This is a genomic window from Nitrosopumilus sp. (assembly GCA_029862745.1).
Taxonomy (GTDB): domain Archaea; phylum Thermoproteota; class Nitrososphaeria; order Nitrososphaerales; family Nitrosopumilaceae; genus Nitrosopumilus.
In genome coordinates this window covers 1-20,948 of the sequence record JAOTWS010000010.1, presented here as the reverse complement: position 1 = coordinate 20,948, position 20,948 = coordinate 1, and the positions used below count along the sequence as shown (strand labels likewise).

Here is a 20,948-nt window from a genome sequence, read left to right as displayed (position 1 = left end):
AATACTAAATTCCTTTTTATTCCCAAAAATGGGAATCTATCATTGTTGTAATAAAAATTGCTATCCGTATGACTCGTATTTAATACCAAAACTTCCATCTGGTTTTTTCTCATGTTCTGTAACAAATCCTTTTGGACCTAGATACTCAATCACACCGTCAATTGTTCCCTGATATCCACAAATGTAGACGATTGTATTTTCTGGAGTTAGTTTTTCTCCCACCATTTCCTCTACTGGTGATAAACCCGTTTTTTTATTAGTTGCAAAAAATGATTCTACTCTACCAACATGACCATTCCATGATCTATTGAAATATTCTTTTGGTCTACTTATAGCAGCTCTATATCTAAAATCCCATTTGTCTCTTCCTACTCTCTCGCTTTCTAATTCTAAATCTGTCAAAAGACGTTTGTAGCTTAATTCGTCCACATAACTTGCACCATGAAGTACAACCACTTCACGTTTATCCTTAGTATCATGGAAATGTTTTGCAAATGCAATAAATGGTGCTAATCCTGTACCTCCACCTACACAAATTACTCGTCTGGTATCTTTTTGTCCGTTAGGTAATTTGTCACTAATTTGTAATGCAGCTCCTGTAGGATCACCGAGATATACTTCATCCCCAACACTTAGATAAAATAATTCAGTTGTAACTCTACCAGGAAGTGGTTTTCTTACCCATCTAATTACAAATTCAAAATAATCTCTATTCTCTGCATGTGATGCAATAGAATATGCTCTTCTAACTATCTTTTTTTCTGATGGTATTGGAAGACCTATTGTCAAAAATTGGCCTGTCTTATATTGTGGCATCCCTTTTTCTGGAACTAATCTAATAATTACAAGATCTTCTTTTAGCAACTCACTATAAATGACCTTTGCTTTCATTTCAGTTACCATACAAGAAGTTTTTTTGTGACTTTGGATAAATATATTTCTGTTATGTTTTGATTCAAAAATTAAATAATTGTTCTAAAATGCCAAATTAAATGCAAAATTAATCACAATAACTTAATTGGTGTTGTTGATGAACTTCTGATCGATTGATGACATTATTTCATCAAGAATTTTCTGATTTGAAGCAGCAATAAAGGAAATTCGTGTTTCATAACTTAGGTCTTCATCTAATGGATTCAAATCTGCATCCAATAGTAATCCTCCTGCTTCTTTGATAATTATATATCCTGCAGCAATATCATGAATCCGAATTTTCCCCCTTAAATCAATAAAAATATCCATTATTCCTCTAGCAAAAAATCCCATTTCTAGAGCATTTGCTCCAAAGTGTCTGATGTGCTGATGCTCCTCATATATTGGAGATAATCGTCTCATCAACTCTGATGATGCACCAGATGTATTAATTCCAATTATTTTGTATATTGGATCTTTATGATGTACTTTGATTTGCTTTCCATTAAAAAATGACCCCTTATTTTTTGAAGCCCAATACATCTCACCATTTGATAAATCTGTAATTACACCATCTGTAACAGAACTAAGTTTATTTTCAGTTGCAAATGCCAATGAACTGCAAAAAAATGGTACTCCTCTAACTGCATTTGCAGAACCGTCAATTGCATCCATTATAATATATCCTTTAGAATTATTTGATAATTCAACTCGCCCACATTCTTCACCTAAAACAATGCATTGAAAATTGATTTCCTTCAAATAATCTAAAACAGTTTTTTCAGCAATTATGTCTATGTTTCTTGAAATGTCTCCTCCTGCACCTATGCCAAAATCACCTGCTGCATGTTCAGTACCTGCAAGTTCTTTTACATTTTCATAAATTTTTTTTGAAGCCTCACGAAGAATTTCTATTATTTCCATATTTAGAATTCACTCATTCGTAATTTAAGTGAAGAAAACATTTGTTTTGAAAGCATAAATAACAATAAAAAAATTAAACGGTTGTGAGTGGCAAAGATCAATCTGTCATAAGCAAAGAAGCTTTGATGAGCACAAAACCTGGAAAACAAATAATCAAACAAGCTTTATTCAAATCAAAAGGCTACAAATTATTTACCAAGTACAAAGAAGAAACAGAAGCTGAATTTCCAAACTTTGCTGAAAGATTTGCACAAAGCTTACTTTATGAAATAAAGTCTGATTCTGATCCAAATTCTACACAACAAGGATTTGGTAATGAAGTTGGTTCTACAGAAATAATACTCAATTCTTCTGAAATTGAGCCTATAAAATCAAAATTAGAAAGTTACGACGTGTTAAAAGATAGAGTAAATCGAATTTTAAATTCTAATTTTGTAAAAATGACTTTTCCTGTTTTTAATGGGTTATTTGATGGTGCAGCAGATTATTCTGAAAGAAATAATTCTCAATTAAAACAAGATATAGTTGAAGGTCATATACTTGCAATTGATCTAAGTGAACCTATGGATCGAATTGTAGACAAAGATGAAGATTTAGATTTTCTAGATGATTACAAACTAATGAATCCATATATTCTAAAATTAGCTAGAGATAAAATTTCCAAAGGAGGCAATCAAGTTCTAAAAGAATTTGAAGAGGGATTCAAAGATGCAAGAATTGGGCAATACCTAGATGAAAAATTAAAATCAAAACCAACAGAAATAACTGAAGAAGAAATAACATTGTCTTACAAAAAATACCGCTCGGTTATGGGAACTGCTGGTAGAAATATGGCTTTAGCAGAACGACCATTAGGAGAGATTTTCTATTTGGGAATGGCAAGAGCTGCCGAAGGTGTTGGATGTGGAAATGAAATTGAAGACTCTGTTAAAAATGGATTTGTAAAAATTCCTTCATGGCCACTTTATTATTCATTATTAGCAAATGATGTGAAAAAAGGATTTGAGATTACTATGGAAAAAAGTAATCTCTATTTGCAAGATGCTCGACTTGCACTTGAATTACTACCTGAAGGATTTTCCCACAAAGAATTTTTAGAATTTTTATTCTTGACTGTGGAGCATTATAATCAATATTGGTACAATAAACTACTAAAGGCCAATAAATGGTCAGAGTTTGAATCTAAACTTCCAAAGTGATAGAATTGATGTGGTCTGAAAAATATCGACCTCGTATTATTTCTGATATGGTAGGTAATGAAGAATCACGTGCATCAATAATGGAGTGGTTTATAAAGTGGAAAAAAGGTACAAAACCCATTCTTCTTGTTGGACCTCCTGGCATTGGAAAAACTACAATTGCATATCTTGTAGCCAAACAATTTGGATATGACATGATTGGTCTTAATGCAAGTGACGTTCGAAGTAAATCCAGAATTAATGAAATTCTTACACCTGCATTAGCCAATGTCAGTGTAATGGGAACTCCCATGATCTTTATAGATGAGGTAGATGGAATTCATGGTCGCAGTGATTTTGGAGGTGTTTCAGCACTTATTGGTATTCTTAAAGAACCTACAGTTCCAATTGTTCTTGCTGCAAACAGTGACACATCTGATAAAATGAAGAGTATTAAAAAAGCTGTAAAAACAATTTATTTTAAAAAAATTCCTCCTCGTCTGTTGCAAGTTTACCTTGAGAATATTTTAAAAAAAGAAAATGCAAAACTAAGTCCAGGTTCTTTAATAAAAGTAATTGATAAATCACAAGGAGACATTCGTTCTATGATTAATCTTACACAATCATTTGTAACAGGGTTTAACCCTCAAATAGAAACAAAGTTTGAAAATATTAATATTGAAGATGGAGTAAATGCTTTCTTTAAAGCAAATTCAATTGAAGAAGCTAGAATTATTTTGTATTCTATGCAAATTGATCCAAGAGAAAAAATTAACGCATTTTATTCTAGTATCATTACAAGTAGTATAGATAATTCTACTCTTGCAAAATATTTAGAAATAATATCTAACGCTGATATGCTTTTTGGAAAAATTATGAAAACTCAAAATTGGAGATTACTAAGATATCTAAATGATATTTTAATAAAATTATATCAAAATGATGATAGAATTAGATATTCACAATACAATATTTCATGGCCGTTACTCAATAGAATTCGTTGGGATGGTGCGAAAATAAAATCCCTATCATCCATTATGGCAAAAAAATTACACTTGTCATCAAGTGCTTTTGTAACAATTTGTCTCCCTTTTGTTTTATTTTGTATTAAAAATAAAACACTTGAATTAGAATTAGAAGAAACTTATGCTGATATTATTGAAAAGGAGATTGGACTAATTCAATGAGTTGGAGAAAAATTCCTATGAAATTTCCAGGAAAATGCATTATATGTAATAAAAAAATTGAGATCAACGAAATTGGATTATGGGCAAAAGGATTAGGCGTAAAACATGAAAAATGTGCCCAAATTGATCAATTACAGTGTATTGTATGTGGAGCACCTGCAGGATGCCCTCAATGTAAATTTATCGAAATTTGTGATATCCCAAATGTATCCCAATTCTGTATTTGTACGAAATGTAGTGATGAAAAAGATGCTTTTAGTTTCTATCAAAAATCTACAAACAAAAAATTCCCAATTATTAACTCCTAAACTTCCAAAATTCTTGATATTCTTGAATTTTTGTAAAAATTTCACACTGTTGAAATCTTCAAAATAAATTAATATATGAAAGTGTTTTTCTTTAGATTACTGTTATGCATTCTGAAAAGATTGAAGGGTATGCCAAAAAGAATAACGTAGCATTACAGGGTGGTGGCCAAGATAGAATTAAGGCTCAACATGATAAGGGCAAGTTAACTGCTCGTGAACGAATAGATCTTTTACTTGATGAGGGGACTTTTACAGAAATTGATCCATTAACCACACATCATTACCATGAATATGATATGCAGAAAAAGAAATTCTTTACAGATGGCGTAGTAGGCGGGTATGGAAATGTAAGTGGTAGACAAATCTTTGTTTTTGCATATGATTTTACTGTACTTGGTGGAACTCTTAGTCAGATGGGAGCTAAAAAAATTACTAAATTAATGGATCATGCAGTAAAAATCGGATGTCCAATAATTGGAATAATGGATTCTGGTGGAGCAAGAATTCAAGAAGGAATAATGAGTCTTGATGGATTTGCAGATATTTTTTATCATAATCAACTAGCTTCAGGAGTAATTCCACAAATTACTGCAAGTATTGGTCCTTCAGCAGGAGGTTCTGTATATTCTCCTGCAATGACTGACTTTGTAATTATGGTAGAAAAGGTGGGAACAATGTTTGTTACCGGACCTGATGTAGTGAAAACTGTACTTGGCGAAGAAATATCATTTGATGATCTTGGAGGAGCAATGACACATGGTTCAAAAAGTGGTGTTGCACATTTTGTTGCACAAAATGAATATGAGTGCATGGATTATATTAAAAAATTAATTTCATATATACCTCAAAATAATACTGAAGAGCCACCAAAAATCACCACTGATGATGATCCAAATAGATTAGATCATAATCTGATCAACATAATTCCAGAAAATCCTTTGCAACCTTATGATATGAAAGAAATTATTAATTCAATTGTTGATAATCACGAATTCTTTGAAGTGCATGAATTATTTGCTCCAAACATTATAGTAGGTTATGGAAGATTTAATGGTAAAGTTGCAGGAATTATAGCTAATCAACCTATACATCTTGCAGGTGCACTTGATATTGATTCTTCAAACAAGGCAGCACGTTTCATAAGATTTTGTGACGCATTTAACATTCCTCTTATCACTTTAGTAGATACCCCTGGATACATGCCAGGTTCTAATCAAGAACATAACGGAATTATTAGACATGGTAGCAAACTGCTTTATGCATATTGTGAAGCTACAGTTCCAAGAATAACATTAGTTATTGGAAAAGCATATGGTGGTGCTTATATTGCAATGGGAAGTAAAAATCTCAGAACTGATATTAATTACGCATGGCCGACTGCACGATGTGCTGTTTTAGGTGGAGAAGCAGCTGTAAAAATAATGTATAGAAAAGACCTTGATGAGGCAAAAGATCCTGAAGCGCTTAAAAAGCAATTAATTGGTGAATTTACAGAAAAATTTGAAAATCCATATGTTGCCGCGTCTCATGGAACTATTGATAATGTAATTGATCCTGCTGAGACTAGACCTATGTTGATTAAAGCTTTAGAAATGCTTACAAACAAAAGAGAAAAACAACTTCCTAGGAAACATGGAAATATCAATTTGTGATTGGATATGATTGAAAAAGTACTTATCGCAAATAGAGGAGAAATCGCTTTACGAGTAATTAGAACTTGTAAGAGACTGGGAATCAAAACAGTTGCTGTTTATTCTGATGAAGACTATGACTCTATGCACGTAAAACAAGCAACTGAGGCTTATCACATAGGAGAAGCTGCACCTGCAAAATCTTATCTTAATCAAGAAAAAATTCTTGAAGTTATTTTGTCTTCTGGTGCAGATGCTATCCATCCAGGCTATGGATTTCTTTCAGAAAATTCTGATTTTGCAAGTACCTGTGAAAAAAATAACATAAACTTTATCGGACCATCTGCAAAATCTATGGATCTTTGTGGTGATAAAATGCAATGCAAAGCTGCTATGCTTAAAGCTAAAGTACCAACAGTTCCTGGCAGTCCCGGACTTGTAAAAGATGTTGAAGAAGCATTAAAAATTGCAAATGACATTGACTATCCTGTTATGTTAAAATCAGTTTATGGTGGTGGTGGTCGTGGAATTAGAATTGTTACAAATGACAAAGAATTACGTGAAGGTTTTCAAACAGTAACAAGTGAATCCATTTCTGCAGTTGGAAAGTCTGCAATTATAGTTGAAAAATTCCTTGAAAAAACTAGACACATTGAATATCAAATGTGTAGGGATAAACATGGTAATGCTGTTCATCTTTTTGAAAGAGAATGCTCCATTCAGAGAAGAAATCAAAAACTTATTGAACAGACACCTTCTCCAGTAGTTGATCAAGAAACACGAGATAGAGTAGGTGAATTAGTTGTCAAAGCATCTGAAGCAGTTGATTATACTAATTTGGGAACTGCCGAATTTTTAAGAGCAGATAATGGTGAATTTTATTTTATTGAAATTAATGCAAGATTACAAGTGGAACATCCAATTTCTGAAATGGTTTCTGGATTGGACTTTGTCAAACTTCAATTAGATATTGCAAATGGTGAACCTTTACCATTTAAGCAAAAAGATCTTAAAATGAAAGGATATGCAATAGAGTGTAGAATTAATGCCGAAGATACATTCTTAGACTTTGCACCTTCTACCGGACCTGTTCCAGATGTAACAATCCCCTCTGGACCTAGTGTTAGATGTGATACTTACTTATATCCTGGATGTACAGTATCTCCATTTTATGACTCTTTGATGGCTAAATTATGTACATGGGGACAAACATTTGAAGAATCCAGAACTCGTATGCTTACCGCACTTAATGATTTTTACATTCAAGGTGTAGAAACATCAATTCCACTTTACAAAACAATTCTAAATACCGAAGAGTACAAAAAAGGTGAACTTTCTACCGATTTCTTAAAACGATATGGAATAATTGACAAATTAACTAAAGACCTAAAGAATGAGAAACTAGAGAAGAGCGAAGCCGCAATTGCTGCTGCAATAATTCATTCTGAATACTTTAAGAGCCGTGTACAAAATAATGCAAACTCATATTCTAATTGGAAGAATAAACTGGATTGATGAAATAATGGATTACAAAATAGCTGACATTGAAAAATCATTTGATGGTAAGATTATAAAAAATCTTGGAAACAATGATTATGTAATTAAAATCAATGATAATGAACATGAATTAAAAATTATTAATATGAATTCTACTGGGATTGAATTTATTTTAGATAAAAAATATCACAAAGCAAAATATCTTGATCAATCAACTAACGAAATGAACATTGTAATTGATAATGTTCCAATCATAATTAATCGTCATACCCACTTTGATGAAGTCGTCTTCAAACATTCTGGTGGTGCAGGTGCTGGAAATGTGCAATTATTATTGAAGAGTCAAATTCCTGGCAAAGTTGTATCTATTTCTGTTGCTGAAGGTGATTCTGTAAAGAAAGGAGATGTAATTTGTACTTTGGAATCAATGAAGATGCAAGTATCAGTGAAAGCACACAAGGATGGCGTTGTCAAATCCATAAAAATTAAAGAAACTGTAACTGTTGCTAAAGGCGACCCAATAGCCGAGATAGAATAAAAAAATATTTTCCTTATTTCAGGAAATTTTTAATCTCTTCATAGTTTGGTTCTTTTAATGGATCCTCTGAAACCCATTTGTATCCAATTTTTCCATCCTCATTAATAACAAAAACAGATCGTTTTGCTGCATTGTATCCTTTAATATGGAGTAAATCTGGCATTAATACTCCATAATCACGAATTGTTTTGCTACTATAATCCCCCAATAATGGAAAATTGAAGTGATTTTTTTCGGCAAATGCCTTATTTGCAAATGGGCCATCATTACTGATCGCAACGACTTTTGCGCCTAAATCGGAAATTTCCTTCCATGAATCTCTAAAATTACACAGTTCTGTTTCACAAACTGGGGAACTTGCAGCAACTATGAACGATAAAACGATTTTTCCACCTTTATAGTCGTCCAAAGTTCGCATTTTCAATTCTGTGTCTGGAAGCTCGAAGTTAGGAGCAGTATCTCCAATATTCAATGACATGATCGCTATTTGACAATGTTCTATAAAGTACTTTACAACAATAATTTTTTCAGAAGTTGATCGAAAAAAGGAAGCATACCTTTTTATACAAAAATTAGGGTCAAAAGCTAAATTGGTCGGGGAATTAGCGGGCAATTATAGTACCGTTGTATTGATGTTTGGTTTTGCTATAGTAGCAATGGCTCCTGCATTAATTATCTCCAGGATGATTTCTCCTAGAAAACGAAGTAATCCTGTTAAATTTTTACCAATGGAATGTGGACAAGTTCCATCTGGAGAAGGAAGAACTCATTTCATGATGCAGTACTATCCTTACATTTTGATGTTTGTTGTTTTTGATGTAATGGCAATTTTCTTATATGCTTGGGGCAGCTCACTTTTGGAAATTCCAAAGATTGCAACTTTGCCAATGATGGGCTTTTTAGGAATAATGTTTGGAGCAATGGCATTTGCTTTGTATCAATCTGGGAGACGAAGAATATGGTAGTTTTTTATATAAATTGTATTTACAAGGGTAGGGGATAATATTGCTTAAAGACTTAGTAACACCAGAAAATGCAAATGTCTTTGTAGGAAAGTTAGGAGATATTTTAGAACGAGCAATTGATAAACCATTGGGGTATGCCATTAATTGGGGTAGGATTTGGTCCCTCTGGCCAGTACATATTGAAACTGCCTGTTGTAGTGTAGAATTTGGTGCAGCATCAAGTCCTAGATATGACGTTGAAAGATTTGGTATCATCGAAGCATTTGGATCACTTAGACAATGTGATCTTGTAGTTGTTCAAGGAACTATTACAAGAAAGATGGCACCACGTCTCAGGTTAGTCTATGATCAAATGCCAGAACCAAAATATGTTATTGCAATGGGAGCATGTGCAATTACTGGAGGTTTGTATTTTGATTCATACAATGTACTTCCAGGAATTGATGGAGTAATCCCAGTTGATGTTTATGTTCCAGGATGTCCTCCTAGACCTGAAACTTTAATTCAAGGATGTATGTTGTTACAAGAAAAAATCAAGAGAATGAAGGCTAGGAAGTTTGTATAATGAGTTCTGATTCTGAAAAACCTGTTGCAGATGAACCTCCTAAAGTAAAAGCACCACCACCTGCAGCAAAAAAACCAGAAGTAGAATTACCAGCATTTGAAAAAAACATTTCTGATAAAATTATTAAAAAGTTTGGTGACAAGGTTGAAGTCACATTTGTCAAAGAAGACAGAGTTGGAATTAAAACTGGTAGAGAAAATATTCATGATGTTGCTGAATTTATTCGTGATGCGCTAAATTATGATCATGTAGAATCTGTTTCAGGTGTTGATTATCCTCAAGACAAAGAAATTGAAGTTGTGTATCATATAGGATCTTACTCAGACTCTTCATTAGCAAGACAAATACTTGTTTTATCCACTAGGGCTCAAAGAGAAGAAAATCCAATTCCTGGAAATGATGCAACTAAACTTCCCACTCTTAGAGATATATTTTATAGTGTAGAATTTCATGAAAGAGAAGTTTTTGAAATGTTTGGTGTTTACTTTGAAGGTCATCCTGATAATAGACGATTGCTTTTGCCAGAAGACTGGGCAGACTTACCTCCGCTTAGAAAGGACTTTGCAATAAAGGGAAGATAGAGATGACTGAGCAATTACTACCTGGATTAGCACTCCAAAAAGTTGATGAGAGAATAATGACTCTCAATGTTGGTCCCCAACATCCTGGCTCTGGTCACATGAGAATTATTGTTCAAATCGATGGTGATTATATCGTTGCATGTGATCCTGATCCTGGATATGTTCATCGTGGAGAGGAGAAGATGGCTGAATATAGAAATTATATTACAAACATTCCTCACTTAGAAAGACCGGTAATTCATGATTCTTGTAATATATTGTATCCATATGTATTAGGAGTTGAGGAACTTGTTGGAATTGAAGTTCCTGAACGTGCAAAGTATGTTAGAGTTATTGCATCTGAATTAAACCGATGTATTTACACAATGTATTGGCTTGCAATTTATGGTATCTTTTTGGGACATTCTACAATGTTCATGTGGCCAGCAGGAGATCGTGAACTCTTAATTGATCTTATGGAAAAAATGACTGGTGCTAGAGTAACACATGCACATTTTATTCCAGGTGGAGTGAGAAATGATTTACCTCCAAATTTTGAAGATGTTTGTTTACGTCAAGTTAACTATTTTGAAAAACGTATCAAAGAATATTCTGCTGTCTTTTATGATAACCCTATTTTGATTGCTAGAACTAAAGACACTGGTATCCTTTCTCGCGAAGATGCGATACGACTTGGAACGACAGGTTCTGTACTTCGTGCAAGTGGAGTTGATTATGATCTTAGAAAGAAAGAACCATATGATGTTTATGAAGAATTAGATGTTCACACTAATGTGATGAAAGAAGGTGATTCTTATGCAAGATCAAAAGTTCCATGGCTTGACATGTTAGAAAGTTGTAATATCATTAGGCAAGCATTACAAAAAATGCCAAAGTCTGGTTCTGTTAGAACTAAGCTAAAACCTAATCCAAAAGGTAAGGGACTTGATTCAGTTTACAAACGCGTAGAATCTGGTAGAGGATCGCTAGGTTGCTATATTGTATCTGATGGTAAACCTGAGCCATACAGACTAAAGCTAAGTGTTGGGTCATTTAGAAACTTGATTGCGTTACCGTATCTTCTAAAGGGCGAAAAACTTGGTAATATGCCATCAGTATATTGGAGCCTTAATTATTGGCCAGTGGAGGCAGACCGATAAATGTCTGTTATTGCACCAAAATTCAAACTAAGTGAATTTATCAAATCGTTACTTGATAATGCATTTTGGGCTGTATTACTACTGTCTTTGATTGGCCTTCCAGCAATTATGATGGTTTTATTCTTTATTGAAATGCCTGTAATTAATGGTGAATTACTTACACCGTTTCTTGCATTAACTTGGATAGCAGATCCTTCACGTATTCTTCCAATTGTCAAAGCATTCATGGCAACTGATATTTTTAGAGTAATGGTTTTTCCAGGATTTGGATTTGCCGCATTACTAGCTGCTGGAACAATATTTGTTGAAAGAAAGATGCTTGCAAAATTACAATTAAGAGTTGGACCATTTTATTGTGGAAAGCTTGAAGGTATTTTACAATTAATGGGTGATGGACTAAAGTTAATTTCAAAAGAAATCATTATACCTGCAAAAGCTGATAAACCTATCTTCTGGGCAGCACCAGTACTATTTGTTGCAGCAGCAGCAGCATTTGTTGCCTTAATTCCAGTTGCTCCTGGTTGGGTAGTTGCAGATGTAGATTTGGGCTTACTTGGTGTATTTGCAGTAATTGGATTTTTCCCAATTATTACTATTCTTTCTGCATGGTCTGCAAATAGTAAATTCCCATTCATTGGTGGTATCAGAGCCTTATTCCAAATGGTCTCATTTGAAATTCCATTAATCTTATCTTTGTTAGGGGTTGTGATGTTGACAGGATCTCTTAATTTATCTGAAATTGCTGCAAGCCAATCTAACTTCCCATGGATTGTATTTTTACCCATTGGTGCTATTGTTTTCTTCATTACTATGCTTGCAGAACTAGAAAGAATACCATTTGATTTACCAGAAGCTGAAAGTGAAATTGTAGCAGGTTGGTTAACCGAATTATCTGGAATGATGTATGGACTTGTACAATTAGGAACATATCTGAAACTCTACGCATTTGCAGCATTGTTTGTTGTATTGTTCCTTGGTGGGTGGAATGGTCCAATGGTTGTTCCTCCATTCCCAACAGAAATTATTACTGAAGGAATTGTTTTGGGTCCTGTAACTGCAAACATTCCAGGATTACCTTTGTTTACACAAGAGATGCTTAATGGCACACTTTGGTTTGTTCTAAAGACTGTCGCTGTCATATTCTTCATATTGTTACCAAGAGGAGTTTTCCCAAGAATCAGGATTGATATGTTATTGAATCTTGGCTGGACTAAACTAATTGGTCTTGCCTTCATTAACATCTTTATTGCACTTGGATTGCTTTACGCTGGAGTGCTAGGACCAGGAGGATTACAATAATGGGAACTGCAACAGGTATTATTCGTGCATTAAATTCTGGAATTAAGCACATTGCAGTTAAACGATTTACACTTCGTTATCCTGAAGAAAAACTAAAGTTTGTTGGTGATGGTTATCAGTTTGATCCATCTACTGGGGTGGGAATTGCAGGACTAAAAGGACGTCATATGTTGTTCCATGATCACTGTACTGGTTGTCAACTGTGCTCTATTGCATGTGAAGGTGTTGCTGAAGCAATTGCAATGGTAAAGGTTCCTGATCAACAAAAACAAAACAAGAAATCCATTATGCCTCAAATTGATTATGGAAAATGTGTTTTTTGTGGTCTTTGTGTTGATGCATGTCCATTTTATGCTCTTTACATGACTAATGATTATGAATTATCTTCATTTTCCAAAGAAGGGCTAATCTATACTCCTGCTCAATTAGCAGTCAAACCATATGTTTCACAAGATAGCGAAATACAAATTACTAGCAGAGGTGCAACTCATGGCTGATGCTGCGTTTCTTGCACTAACTGTAATTACAATTGGATCTGCAATTGCAGCACTTGAATTAAGATCACTGATTTATGGTTCAATCGCATTGATGGGAACGCTTGGTGGTATTGCAGGGTTCTTTTTCTTGTTAGATGCACCATTTGTTGCATTATTCCAATTGGCAGTATATGTTGGCTCTATTGCTGTTTTGATTTTGTTTACTGTAATGTTGGTTAAAAGAGAATTAATCTTCAAAAACATTGAAGATAAGAGACGTAAATTTGCAGGTATTGGATTGATGCTTATAACGATGGTATCGTTAGGTGCAGTATTCTTTGATTCAGGAATAAAAACCATAACTACTGATGAGCCTACTACTAATTTTAGAGATATTGGTACGGATTTTGTAACATATTATTGGCCAGCACTTATCTTAATGGGATTGATTCTAGCAGGCTCTGTAACTGGGGCCTTAATTTTAGCTAAACGGGAGGATGTGGAGTATGACCAACGAGTTAATTGACTTTACACTTGTGTCTGTTGCTCTGCTGGCAATAGGTATTTACGGTCTTGCAGTAAAACGTAATTTCATTCGAATGCTTTTTGCAGTAGAAATTATAATCAATGCTGCAAATCTTAATCTGGTTGCATTTGGTAGATTTTTACCTCATAGCGGCGGTCAAACTTTAGCATTATTTTCAATAGCAATTGCAGCAGCAGAAGTTGCAGTTGGGTTATCTCTAATCATTGTAGCTTATCGTATGTACCAAAATGTGGATATTGCAGACTTTAGGAGTTTAAAGGGATAATGGAGTATGCGTTATTACAGGCAGTTTTCTTGCCCTTACTTTTATCTCCAATAGCATACATTATTGGAAGAAAAATGGGTCCAACCCCCGCAATGTGGTTTACCTTTGTAATTTTACTATATACAACAATACTTGTAATCAACGCTGCACTCTCTGGAACTGTTGAGGAACACTATCCTTGGACCCAACAATTTGGTGAGTTTGGTTTCTTGCTAGATGGTTTAGCATCACCATTTGCAATAATGATCTATGTATTATCTACAATCTTGGTACTTTATTCAAAGCCATACATGCTTCATAAATTCCATGAACAATTTGAAGAAGAACAAAAAATAACCATATCTAGAAACGGCCAAACCTCAATTATTGAGTCATCATCTCTTACAAATTATGTTAATGCCAAATCTGGACTTTACTTTGCACTATATCTCGTTTTTGCAATGGGTATGCTTGGAACAGTTCTTTCTACAAATCTGATCGAATTTTACATCTTCTTTGAGGTTATGTTAATTCCTGGTTTCTTCTTAGTTGCTCTTTGGGGTGATGGTCCAAGAAGAAAGATTGGTTTAATGTTTTTGTTTTGGACTCATGCTGGTGCAGTTGTTTTACTATTGGGCTTTTTGATGATTGGTTTGACCATTGGAAGTTTTGACTTTGTAGATATCAACGAATCAGAAATACCTACTGACATTCTCATGCTTTCAGCAGTTGCAATTTCTATAGGACTTGGTGTTAAACTGGCGGTATTTATGTTCCACATTTGGCTTCCATATGTTCACGGTTCAGCACCAACACCAATCAGTGCATTATTGTCCCCTGCCATGATCGGAATTGGTGCTTATGGTATTTTTAGATTAATTGTTGAATTTTTACCTTCAACATTTGCAGAACTCTCAATTTGGTTCCATATTTGGGGTCTTGTTACGATGATTTATGGCGGTGCAATGGCACTGATGCAAGATGATTTGAAACGTATGCTTGCATATTCTAGTATTAGTCAAATGGGTTACATCCTATTTGGTATTGGTTCAATTTCGGTACTAGGTCTTTCAGGTGCTGAGATGATGTATGTAACACACGCTATTGGAAAAGGCATTCTCTTCATGATGGCTGGAATTATTATTGTTAAAGTTGGAACTAGAAGTATCTCTAAACTTGGAGGATTAGCAGGTAAGATGCCAATAACAGCAGTATGTGCAGTTATTGGTGCACTGACAATAATGGGTGTTCCACCAACAAGTGGTTTTATGGGTGAATGGATCCTCTTTTTTGGTGCATTAGAGACTGCAATTGAAGAAGGTTCTACAATTAGAGCAATAACCTTTGGTCTTGGTCTTGTTGCAACAGCACTTACAATGTCTTACATGTTATGGATGTTAAAACGTGTCTTCTTTGGAAAAACTCCTGAACATCTTGAACATGTAAAGGAAGGAAGTTGGTACATGACTGCACCAATGATGGTATTGGCAGGATTCTCAATCGTAGTTGGTATTTATCCAGATATTTTCTTGAAAACAATAATCCCATACATGAATGGAGTGTTAGGAGTTTAGATTATGGCAACAGAATCTTTTGGGTTACCATTTGACGTTGGAGCTCTTAGTGCTTGGTTAGTTTGGATTCTACCATTTGCAGCAGCAATGATTATTCCAGGTATTGGAAAATTATCAAAACATGCAACTGGTTATGTTGCAGTTGCATTTGCTTTGATGAGTGCTTTATCTGCAGCAACTATGATTCCTGTTGCTTTAGAAGCACATGAAATACATCATCAAATTATGTGGATAGAGGCAATCGGTCTTAAAGGAGGAGTATTAGCAGATCCACTTTCAATAATAATGGCAAATGTGGTTGGTTGGATTTCATTCCTAATTATGATTTACAGTACAGGATACATGAAAGGCGATAAAGATATTACAAGATTTTGGTTCTGGATGATGTTCTTTATCGGTTCAATGCAGTTGATTGTTTTGTCTGATAACTTACTTCAAGTATTCTTTGGATGGGAAGGTGTAGGACTTGCTTCGTATGCATTGATCAGCTTTTGGTATCGTGACAAAAAGAAAGATCATGTTGGTGTCGAAGGTAGAACGGTTCTTGGTATGCTAGATTATTATGCACCAACACATGCAGGTATGAAGGCATTCATCATGACCAAAGTTGGTGATGTAATGATGATTGCAGGTATGCTTTTGATATTTTTGTTTGCAGGTACTTTTGGATTTAAAGAATTAATGGGAGACACTCAATGGGCAACTACAATGGCTGCACAGGGACTATTAGTTCCTGCATTTGTTTTACTATTTGGAGGTGCTATCGGAAAATCAGCTCAGTTCCCACTAAATGAATGGCTTTTAGAAGCAATGACTGGTCCTACTGCAGTATCTGCATTAATTCATGCAGCAACAATGGTCAAAGCAGGTGTATTCTTGGTAGCAAGAATTGGTCCACTTGTATTTGCATTAGGTGCTGCAGGCATTATGGCAGATCAATTCTTTGAGATTGTTGCTTGGGTTGGTGCAATTACTGCATTGTTACTTGCAACACAAGGCATGGTTAATAATGAAATTAAAAAAGTTCTTGCTTATTCCACTGGTTCACAAATAGGTTATATGATGATGGCATTAGGTGTTGCAGGACTGTCTCATCAGTATGTTGATGGCTATACTGCAGGATTCTTCCATTTGATTTCACATGCAATGTTTAAAGCTTCATTGTTTATGGCTGCAGGTTCTCTGTTACACATTGTTGGTTCTCGATTTATGAGTGATATGGGTGGTCTAAGAAAACATATGAAGAAAACATATGCATTCATGTGGGCAGCCGGGCTTGGATTGATGGGTGCTCCATTTATCACAACAGGATTCTGGAGTAAGGATGCAATATTTGCAGCAGTTTATGAATCTGGAAATGAATGGGCAATGCCATTATATGCAATTGCAGTACTTACTGCAGTTATCACAGCATTTTACACCACAAGAATGATTGGATTGGTCTTTTTCGGAAAGAAGAGCAAACACATCGTAAAGATGGAAGAAGAAGGTCATCAGATACATGAAGCATCATTATCTATGTGGGTTCCATATGGAATTCTTGCAGTGCTTACTATTGGAATTGGTCTTATTGGATTATCCGCTGAAGAAGGACTTCATCACTTATTTGTAGAATATCTTGAAGAATCATTTGGTATTCATACTGTACATGTCACAACTGAAGAATCAATTCTTCCAGAATTCTTGCAAGGTCTAAACCCTGTTGCATTAGGTTCTTCATTAGTTGCATTTGGAACTGGTATAGGACTTGGTTACATTTTCTATATTGGAAGATGGGTTGATCCTGTAAAATTCATTAATTCAAATATTTTCTTTTATGCAATACACAAAGTTATTTTAAATCGATGGTATCTTAATGCCCTTATCTATTGGTTTTTTGTAGTAGCACCCTTGTGGCTGGCAAGAGGCATTTTCAGATACTTTGAAAAGACGGCTATCGATTATGGTATGAATGATGGATTTGAGAAAGCAGTTGGATGGAGTGCTAAAGTTATCCAAGGAACTCAAACTGGTGTATCTCAGTCATATCTATTCGTATTTGGAGCAGGATTACTATTTGTAGTCCTGATATTGTTGATATAGGAGATTGATGAAATGTTAGAAATTACTTCAACCCCATTGGTCTTAATTGCAATATTGGGAACTGTTGGAATTCTTCTTCCAATTATTAGCATTTCAAGAAAAGAACAAGGCTCTAATTCATTTTATGCAATAATTGCATTTGCAGCATTAATTGTATCTATTGCTTATGTTGGATACCAATTCATAAATGATAATGTATCCGCATCAGCTCTTTTCTCTCAAGATGTGATAGTAGATGATGCATTTGGTGGCTTCTTTGCGATTGCAATGTTAATTGTTGCTCTCTTCACTACTGTTGGTTCTTTTAATTATATGCGAAAACATAACTCTCCTGCTGTATACTATTCACTAATTTTACTTGCAACAATTGGAATGGTACTAGTTGCATATTCTACTGACTTGGTAATGTTGTTTGTTGCATGGGAGCTCATGAGTATTCCAACATACGTTTTAGTAGGATTTATGAAAAAGAATCCAAGCTCAAATGAAGCTGCTCTAAAATATTTCTTGTTTGGTGCCTTATCATCTGCAATCATAGTTTACGGAATTTCAATTTCGTATGGATTAACTGGCTCTACAAATATTGGTGAAGTAATTCAAGGTTACTCAACACTTGATCCAACTCTTTTACCTCTTGCTTTACTCTCAGTTGGCATGTTTATTGCAGGATTTGGATTTAAGATGGGACTTGTACCTTTCCATCAATGGCTTCCTGATACATATGAAGGCGCACCTTCTCCAATAACTGCTCTTCTTGCAGCTGCAACAAAGAAAGCTGGATTTGCAGCAACAATACGAGTTGTGGTTCTTGGAATGGTTGTTCTTAATCTTGATTGGACTCTAGCTCTTGGTATTATCGCAGTGATGACTATGACAATTGGTAATGTTGCTGCAATCATGCAAAAGAATCTTTCAAGAATGCTTGCATATTCTAGTATTGCACATGCTGGATACATTTTGATTGGACTTGCCGTTGCTCCTTACAGTTCACTTGGCTTACAAGGTTCTTTGTATCAAATAATGAATCATGCTGTGATGAAAGGCGCTGCCTTTATTGCAATTGCAGGAATCGTAACTACCCTTGCAGTAACTAACATCGATAAATTAAAGGGACTTGGAAGACGAATGCCAATTACTGCTCTTGGTTTGATAATTGCTTTGTTTGCATTAGCAGGTATTCCACCACTTTCAGGATTTTGGAGTAAATTGATGTTGTTTGGCAGTGCATTAGATGCTGGTTCTGTTGTCTGGTGGGCACCTTGGCTTGCAATAGCAGGTGTACTTAACAGTGCATTATCTCTTGCTTACTATGGTTGGATTACAAGAAAAATGTACTTTGAAGGTGAAACAGAGAAGAGAATTGCTGAACCCAAATCTATTATTGCTGTAATGATCTTCTCAACAATCTTCTTGGTGGGCTTTGGTGTATATCCAGATCCATTGATTAAATTTGTAGAATTTGCAACTCCTATAGTTAGCTTAGGACCTATACCTTAAACAAAGTAAATTTAATTAAATTATCTAAATTATTTTTAGCATTATTATCTGGTATTTTTCTTAATTCATCTCTTGCTTTTTGTGAATATTTTTTTAACAATTCCTCCATTTTATTAAAAACATCTCTTGGATCTGAACTTTTTTTGATTAGTAAATTAAACAACTTGTCTTCGTTTTTCCAATCTAGTAAATCATCTCTTATTTGATATGCAATTCCAATATTTTTACCATATTCAGTTAATGCTTCAATCTGTTCTTCAGTTCCATTTGCAATAATTGCACCTGTTCTAGCTGCAACTTCAAATGCAGTTGCTGTCTTGTATTCAATAACTTTGAGATAGTCATCAAATGTCACATCCTCACTAGTCTCTAATCTACTTTCAATCATTTCTCCTTCACTCATTAGCATTGCAGTGGTAGCCAAATCTTTTGTAATTCTTGCATTATCTAATCTTGAAGATATGGCAAGAATTAATCCTAAAACAAAATCTCCTGTAAGAATACTGGTATTGTAACCATATTTGATATGAAATGGATCCTTTTGTCTTCTCATGGTTTCATTATCTATAATATCATCATGAATGATTGACTCCATATGTAAAAATTCAACAGCACATGATGCTGCAAATGTATTTTCATCTATTTCTCCTATGCTTTCAGCAGCCAAAGTCAAAATAATTGGTCTAATTCGTTTTCCGCCCTCTAGGGAATACTTTAACGGTTCAATGAATTCAGATTCTGAATATAATGCCAGCTCATCATCCAAAGCTTGATTTATTCTTTGAATGTACTTTCCATATGTTTCAAGTAAAGGATTTATTTCAATATTTTTCCTGTCCAAGATGACTTGATCAAAAACCTTTACAATAAGTAAATAAATCTTGGTGCTCCAGCCGGGACTTTCATCGATTGATTTTGAACCCGGGATCACTGCCTTGAAAGGGCAGTATGCTTGACCGGTCTACACCACTGGAACCCATGAAAATTCTGTATTTTGACCATAAAATCTTTTGTAAACCGCAAAGATTTTTTTATTGGCGGATTTGGAGGATAATCATGAGTATAATAAAAAAAATTGATGAAATGATTGAAGAAAGAAGTTTACTAAAACATGCATTTTACAAAATATGGTCTGATGGAAAATTATCAAAGGAATCTTTAGCTGGATATTCTAAAGAATACTTTCAGCTTGTAAAAACAGTTCCTTCTTTTATGACACCTATTATTGCAAACGCACCTGATTCAGTAAAGGGTGAATTAATTGAGAACCAACAAGAAGAATCTGATCACATAAAATCATGGATTGCTTTTGCTGGAGAACTTGGAATATCTGAAGATGAATTAACTTCTTATGCAGGAACAGAAAAGACCCGCAAAGCAGTATCTGATCTAAATGAATTAATGAATACTTTTGAGAGTGGTGCGTGTGCAATGTATGCATTTGAAAAAGAAATTCCTAAAATCAGTCAAACAAAACTTGATGGATTAGCAGAGTTCTATGGAATGACAAGCAATGCAGCTACAGAATACTTCAAACTACATACAGAAGCTGATATTAGACATACAGCCTCATGGAGAAATATATTGGAAAAATCTTTTGCTGATTCAAGTAACTTAATTGAGATTGCAGACAAATCTATTTCTGCACAAAATCTATTGCTTGATAGCTGTTATGAACAATACTGTTAATCTCATAACATTTTATACCTAAGAAAAAATTAATCTGCTTAGGGCCCGTAACTCAGCTTGGTAGAGTAACCGGCTCATAACCGGTGAGCCAAGGGATCGAAGCCCTTCGGGCCCA

General features: G+C 34.6%; 22 protein-coding genes and 2 tRNA genes. 19 read left to right on the top strand and 5 right to left on the bottom strand.

Annotated features, from left to right (window positions below; all coding sequences use genetic code 11):
• Positions 1–60 precede the first annotated feature (60 nt).
• A complete protein-coding gene (locus tag OEM44_09630; GenBank protein MDH3517054.1) occupies positions 61–903 on the bottom strand; it encodes an FAD-binding oxidoreductase in 843 nt (280 codons plus the stop codon).
• A 111-nt stretch (positions 904–1,014) separates the two neighbouring features.
• The gene (locus tag OEM44_09625) at positions 1,015–1,836 is read right to left on the bottom strand and encodes a fructose 1,6-bisphosphatase (protein MDH3517053.1); all 822 of its coding nucleotides are present in this window, start codon (positions 1,834–1,836) and stop codon (positions 1,015–1,017) included.
• 83 nt (positions 1,837–1,919) lie between these two features.
• Between OEM44_09625 and OEM44_09620 the strand changes: the two genes are divergently transcribed.
• The 6 genes from OEM44_09620 (at position 1,920) to OEM44_09595 (ending at position 8,175) form a co-directional block, all read left to right on the top strand.
• Positions 1,920–3,035, top strand: a complete 1,116-nt coding sequence (locus tag OEM44_09620) for a hypothetical protein (GenBank protein ID MDH3517052.1) — start codon at positions 1,920–1,922, stop codon at positions 3,033–3,035.
• Positions 3,036–3,043: 8 nt separating this feature from the next.
• Positions 3,044–4,201, top strand: coding sequence for an AAA family ATPase (locus OEM44_09615; GenBank protein ID MDH3517051.1), 1,158 nt, complete (start codon positions 3,044–3,046; stop codon positions 4,199–4,201).
• Complete coding sequence (locus OEM44_09610) at positions 4,198–4,509, top strand: hypothetical protein (protein ID MDH3517050.1); 312 nt, start codon at positions 4,198–4,200, stop codon at positions 4,507–4,509. The genes OEM44_09615 and OEM44_09610 overlap by 4 nt, the downstream gene beginning before the upstream one ends.
• A 104-nt stretch (positions 4,510–4,613) precedes the next feature.
• Complete coding sequence (locus OEM44_09605; protein MDH3517049.1) at positions 4,614–6,161, top strand: acyl-CoA carboxylase subunit beta; 1,548 nt, start codon at positions 4,614–4,616, stop codon at positions 6,159–6,161.
• Between the two features lie 6 nt (positions 6,162–6,167).
• Positions 6,168–7,655 carry an acetyl-CoA carboxylase biotin carboxylase subunit gene (locus OEM44_09600; GenBank protein ID MDH3517048.1) on the top strand — a complete coding sequence of 496 codons (1,488 nt, stop codon included), beginning with the start codon at positions 6,168–6,170 and terminating at the stop codon, positions 7,653–7,655.
• Positions 7,615–8,175 carry an acetyl-CoA carboxylase biotin carboxyl carrier protein subunit gene (locus OEM44_09595; GenBank protein MDH3517047.1) on the top strand — a complete coding sequence of 187 codons (561 nt, stop codon included), beginning with the start codon at positions 7,615–7,617 and terminating at the stop codon, positions 8,173–8,175. The genes OEM44_09600 and OEM44_09595 overlap by 41 nt, the downstream gene beginning before the upstream one ends.
• A gap of 13 nt (positions 8,176–8,188) precedes the next feature.
• On the opposite strand, the gene OEM44_09590 is transcribed toward OEM44_09595, so the two are convergent.
• Positions 8,189–8,653, bottom strand: coding sequence for a peroxiredoxin (locus OEM44_09590; protein MDH3517046.1), 465 nt, complete (start codon positions 8,651–8,653; stop codon positions 8,189–8,191).
• Positions 8,654–8,765: 112 nt separating this feature from the next.
• Here OEM44_09590 and OEM44_09585 point away from each other — a divergent pair, with 112 nt between their 5' ends.
• From OEM44_09585 to OEM44_09535, 11 genes are read left to right on the top strand one after another with little or no spacing between them, the layout of a single operon-like run.
• A complete protein-coding gene (locus OEM44_09585; protein ID MDH3517045.1) occupies positions 8,766–9,140 on the top strand; it encodes an NADH-quinone oxidoreductase subunit A in 375 nt (124 codons plus the stop codon).
• Between the two features lie 40 nt (positions 9,141–9,180).
• Positions 9,181–9,705: an NADH-quinone oxidoreductase subunit NuoB gene (nuoB, locus tag OEM44_09580; protein MDH3517044.1), complete on the top strand. Its 525-nt coding sequence runs from the start codon at positions 9,181–9,183 to the stop codon at positions 9,703–9,705.
• On the top strand, positions 9,705–10,286 hold the full coding sequence (locus tag OEM44_09575; protein MDH3517043.1) for an NADH-quinone oxidoreductase subunit C: 582 nt from the start codon (positions 9,705–9,707) through the stop codon (positions 10,284–10,286). Before nuoB ends, OEM44_09575 begins: the two co-directional genes overlap by 1 nt.
• Before the next feature lie 2 nt (positions 10,287–10,288).
• On the top strand, positions 10,289–11,425 hold the full coding sequence (locus OEM44_09570) for an NADH-quinone oxidoreductase subunit D (GenBank protein MDH3517042.1): 1,137 nt from the start codon (positions 10,289–10,291) through the stop codon (positions 11,423–11,425).
• Complete coding sequence (gene nuoH, locus OEM44_09565; protein MDH3517041.1) at positions 11,426–12,724, top strand: NADH-quinone oxidoreductase subunit NuoH; 1,299 nt, start codon at positions 11,426–11,428, stop codon at positions 12,722–12,724.
• Positions 12,724–13,221 carry an NADH-quinone oxidoreductase subunit I gene (locus tag OEM44_09560; protein ID MDH3517040.1) on the top strand — a complete coding sequence of 166 codons (498 nt, stop codon included), beginning with the start codon at positions 12,724–12,726 and terminating at the stop codon, positions 13,219–13,221. Before nuoH ends, OEM44_09560 begins: the two co-directional genes overlap by 1 nt.
• On the top strand, positions 13,214–13,726 hold the full coding sequence (locus OEM44_09555; GenBank protein MDH3517039.1) for an NADH-quinone oxidoreductase subunit J: 513 nt from the start codon (positions 13,214–13,216) through the stop codon (positions 13,724–13,726). The genes OEM44_09560 and OEM44_09555 overlap by 8 nt, the downstream gene beginning before the upstream one ends.
• On the top strand, positions 13,707–14,012 hold the full coding sequence (nuoK, locus tag OEM44_09550; protein ID MDH3517038.1) for an NADH-quinone oxidoreductase subunit NuoK: 306 nt from the start codon (positions 13,707–13,709) through the stop codon (positions 14,010–14,012). Before OEM44_09555 ends, nuoK begins: the two co-directional genes overlap by 20 nt.
• Positions 14,012–15,565, top strand: coding sequence for an NADH-quinone oxidoreductase subunit M (locus OEM44_09545; GenBank protein ID MDH3517037.1), 1,554 nt, complete (start codon positions 14,012–14,014; stop codon positions 15,563–15,565). Before nuoK ends, OEM44_09545 begins: the two co-directional genes overlap by 1 nt.
• Before the next feature lie 3 nt (positions 15,566–15,568).
• Entirely contained in the window at positions 15,569–17,647 is a 2,079-nt protein-coding gene (locus tag OEM44_09540) for an NADH-quinone oxidoreductase subunit L (GenBank protein ID MDH3517036.1), read from the top strand.
• A gap of 12 nt (positions 17,648–17,659) precedes the next feature.
• Positions 17,660–19,144, top strand: a complete 1,485-nt coding sequence (locus tag OEM44_09535; protein MDH3517035.1) for an NADH-quinone oxidoreductase subunit N — start codon at positions 17,660–17,662, stop codon at positions 19,142–19,144.
• Here the strand turns inward: OEM44_09535 and OEM44_09530 are convergent.
• Positions 19,134–19,985 (bottom strand): polyprenyl synthetase family protein, encoded by an 852-nt coding sequence (locus OEM44_09530; GenBank protein ID MDH3517034.1) that lies wholly within the window; start codon positions 19,983–19,985, stop codon positions 19,134–19,136. The two genes, OEM44_09535 and OEM44_09530, sit on opposite strands and share 11 nt — an antisense overlap.
• Positions 19,986–20,026: 41 nt before the next feature.
• Positions 20,027–20,120 (bottom strand) — tRNA-Glu (locus OEM44_09525).
• Between the two features lie 80 nt (positions 20,121–20,200).
• On the opposite strand from OEM44_09525, the gene OEM44_09520 reads away from it, so the two are divergent.
• Positions 20,201–20,833, top strand: coding sequence for an iron-containing redox enzyme family protein (locus OEM44_09520; GenBank protein MDH3517033.1), 633 nt, complete (start codon positions 20,201–20,203; stop codon positions 20,831–20,833).
• A gap of 41 nt (positions 20,834–20,874) precedes the next feature.
• Positions 20,875–20,948 (top strand) — tRNA-Ile (locus tag OEM44_09515).

Coding starts and splice junctions, on each gene's coding strand:
- OEM44_09630 (MDH3517054.1), bottom strand. CDS start 903: ATGGTAACTGAAATGAAAGCAAAGGTCATTTATAGTGAGTTGCTAAAA.
- OEM44_09625 (MDH3517053.1), bottom strand. CDS start 1,836: ATGGAAATAATAGAAATTCTTCGTGAGGCTTCAAAAAAAATTTATGAA.
- OEM44_09615 (MDH3517051.1), top strand. CDS start 3,044: ATGTGGTCTGAAAAATATCGACCTCGTATTATTTCTGATATGGTAGGT.
- OEM44_09610 (MDH3517050.1), top strand. CDS start 4,198: ATGAGTTGGAGAAAAATTCCTATGAAATTTCCAGGAAAATGCATTATA.
- OEM44_09605 (MDH3517049.1), top strand. CDS start 4,614: ATGCATTCTGAAAAGATTGAAGGGTATGCCAAAAAGAATAACGTAGCA.
- OEM44_09600 (MDH3517048.1), top strand. CDS start 6,168: ATGATTGAAAAAGTACTTATCGCAAATAGAGGAGAAATCGCTTTACGA.
- OEM44_09595 (MDH3517047.1), top strand. CDS start 7,615: ATGCAAACTCATATTCTAATTGGAAGAATAAACTGGATTGATGAAATA.
- OEM44_09590 (MDH3517046.1), bottom strand. CDS start 8,653: ATGTCATTGAATATTGGAGATACTGCTCCTAACTTCGAGCTTCCAGAC.
- OEM44_09575 (MDH3517043.1), top strand. CDS start 9,705: ATGAGTTCTGATTCTGAAAAACCTGTTGCAGATGAACCTCCTAAAGTA.
- OEM44_09570 (MDH3517042.1), top strand. CDS start 10,289: ATGACTGAGCAATTACTACCTGGATTAGCACTCCAAAAAGTTGATGAG.
- nuoH (MDH3517041.1), top strand. CDS start 11,426: ATGTCTGTTATTGCACCAAAATTCAAACTAAGTGAATTTATCAAATCG.
- OEM44_09560 (MDH3517040.1), top strand. CDS start 12,724: ATGGGAACTGCAACAGGTATTATTCGTGCATTAAATTCTGGAATTAAG.
- OEM44_09555 (MDH3517039.1), top strand. CDS start 13,214: ATGGCTGATGCTGCGTTTCTTGCACTAACTGTAATTACAATTGGATCT.
- nuoK (MDH3517038.1), top strand. CDS start 13,707: ATGACCAACGAGTTAATTGACTTTACACTTGTGTCTGTTGCTCTGCTG.
- OEM44_09545 (MDH3517037.1), top strand. CDS start 14,012: ATGGAGTATGCGTTATTACAGGCAGTTTTCTTGCCCTTACTTTTATCT.
- OEM44_09540 (MDH3517036.1), top strand. CDS start 15,569: ATGGCAACAGAATCTTTTGGGTTACCATTTGACGTTGGAGCTCTTAGT.
- OEM44_09535 (MDH3517035.1), top strand. CDS start 17,660: ATGTTAGAAATTACTTCAACCCCATTGGTCTTAATTGCAATATTGGGA.
- OEM44_09520 (MDH3517033.1), top strand. CDS start 20,201: ATGAGTATAATAAAAAAAATTGATGAAATGATTGAAGAAAGAAGTTTA.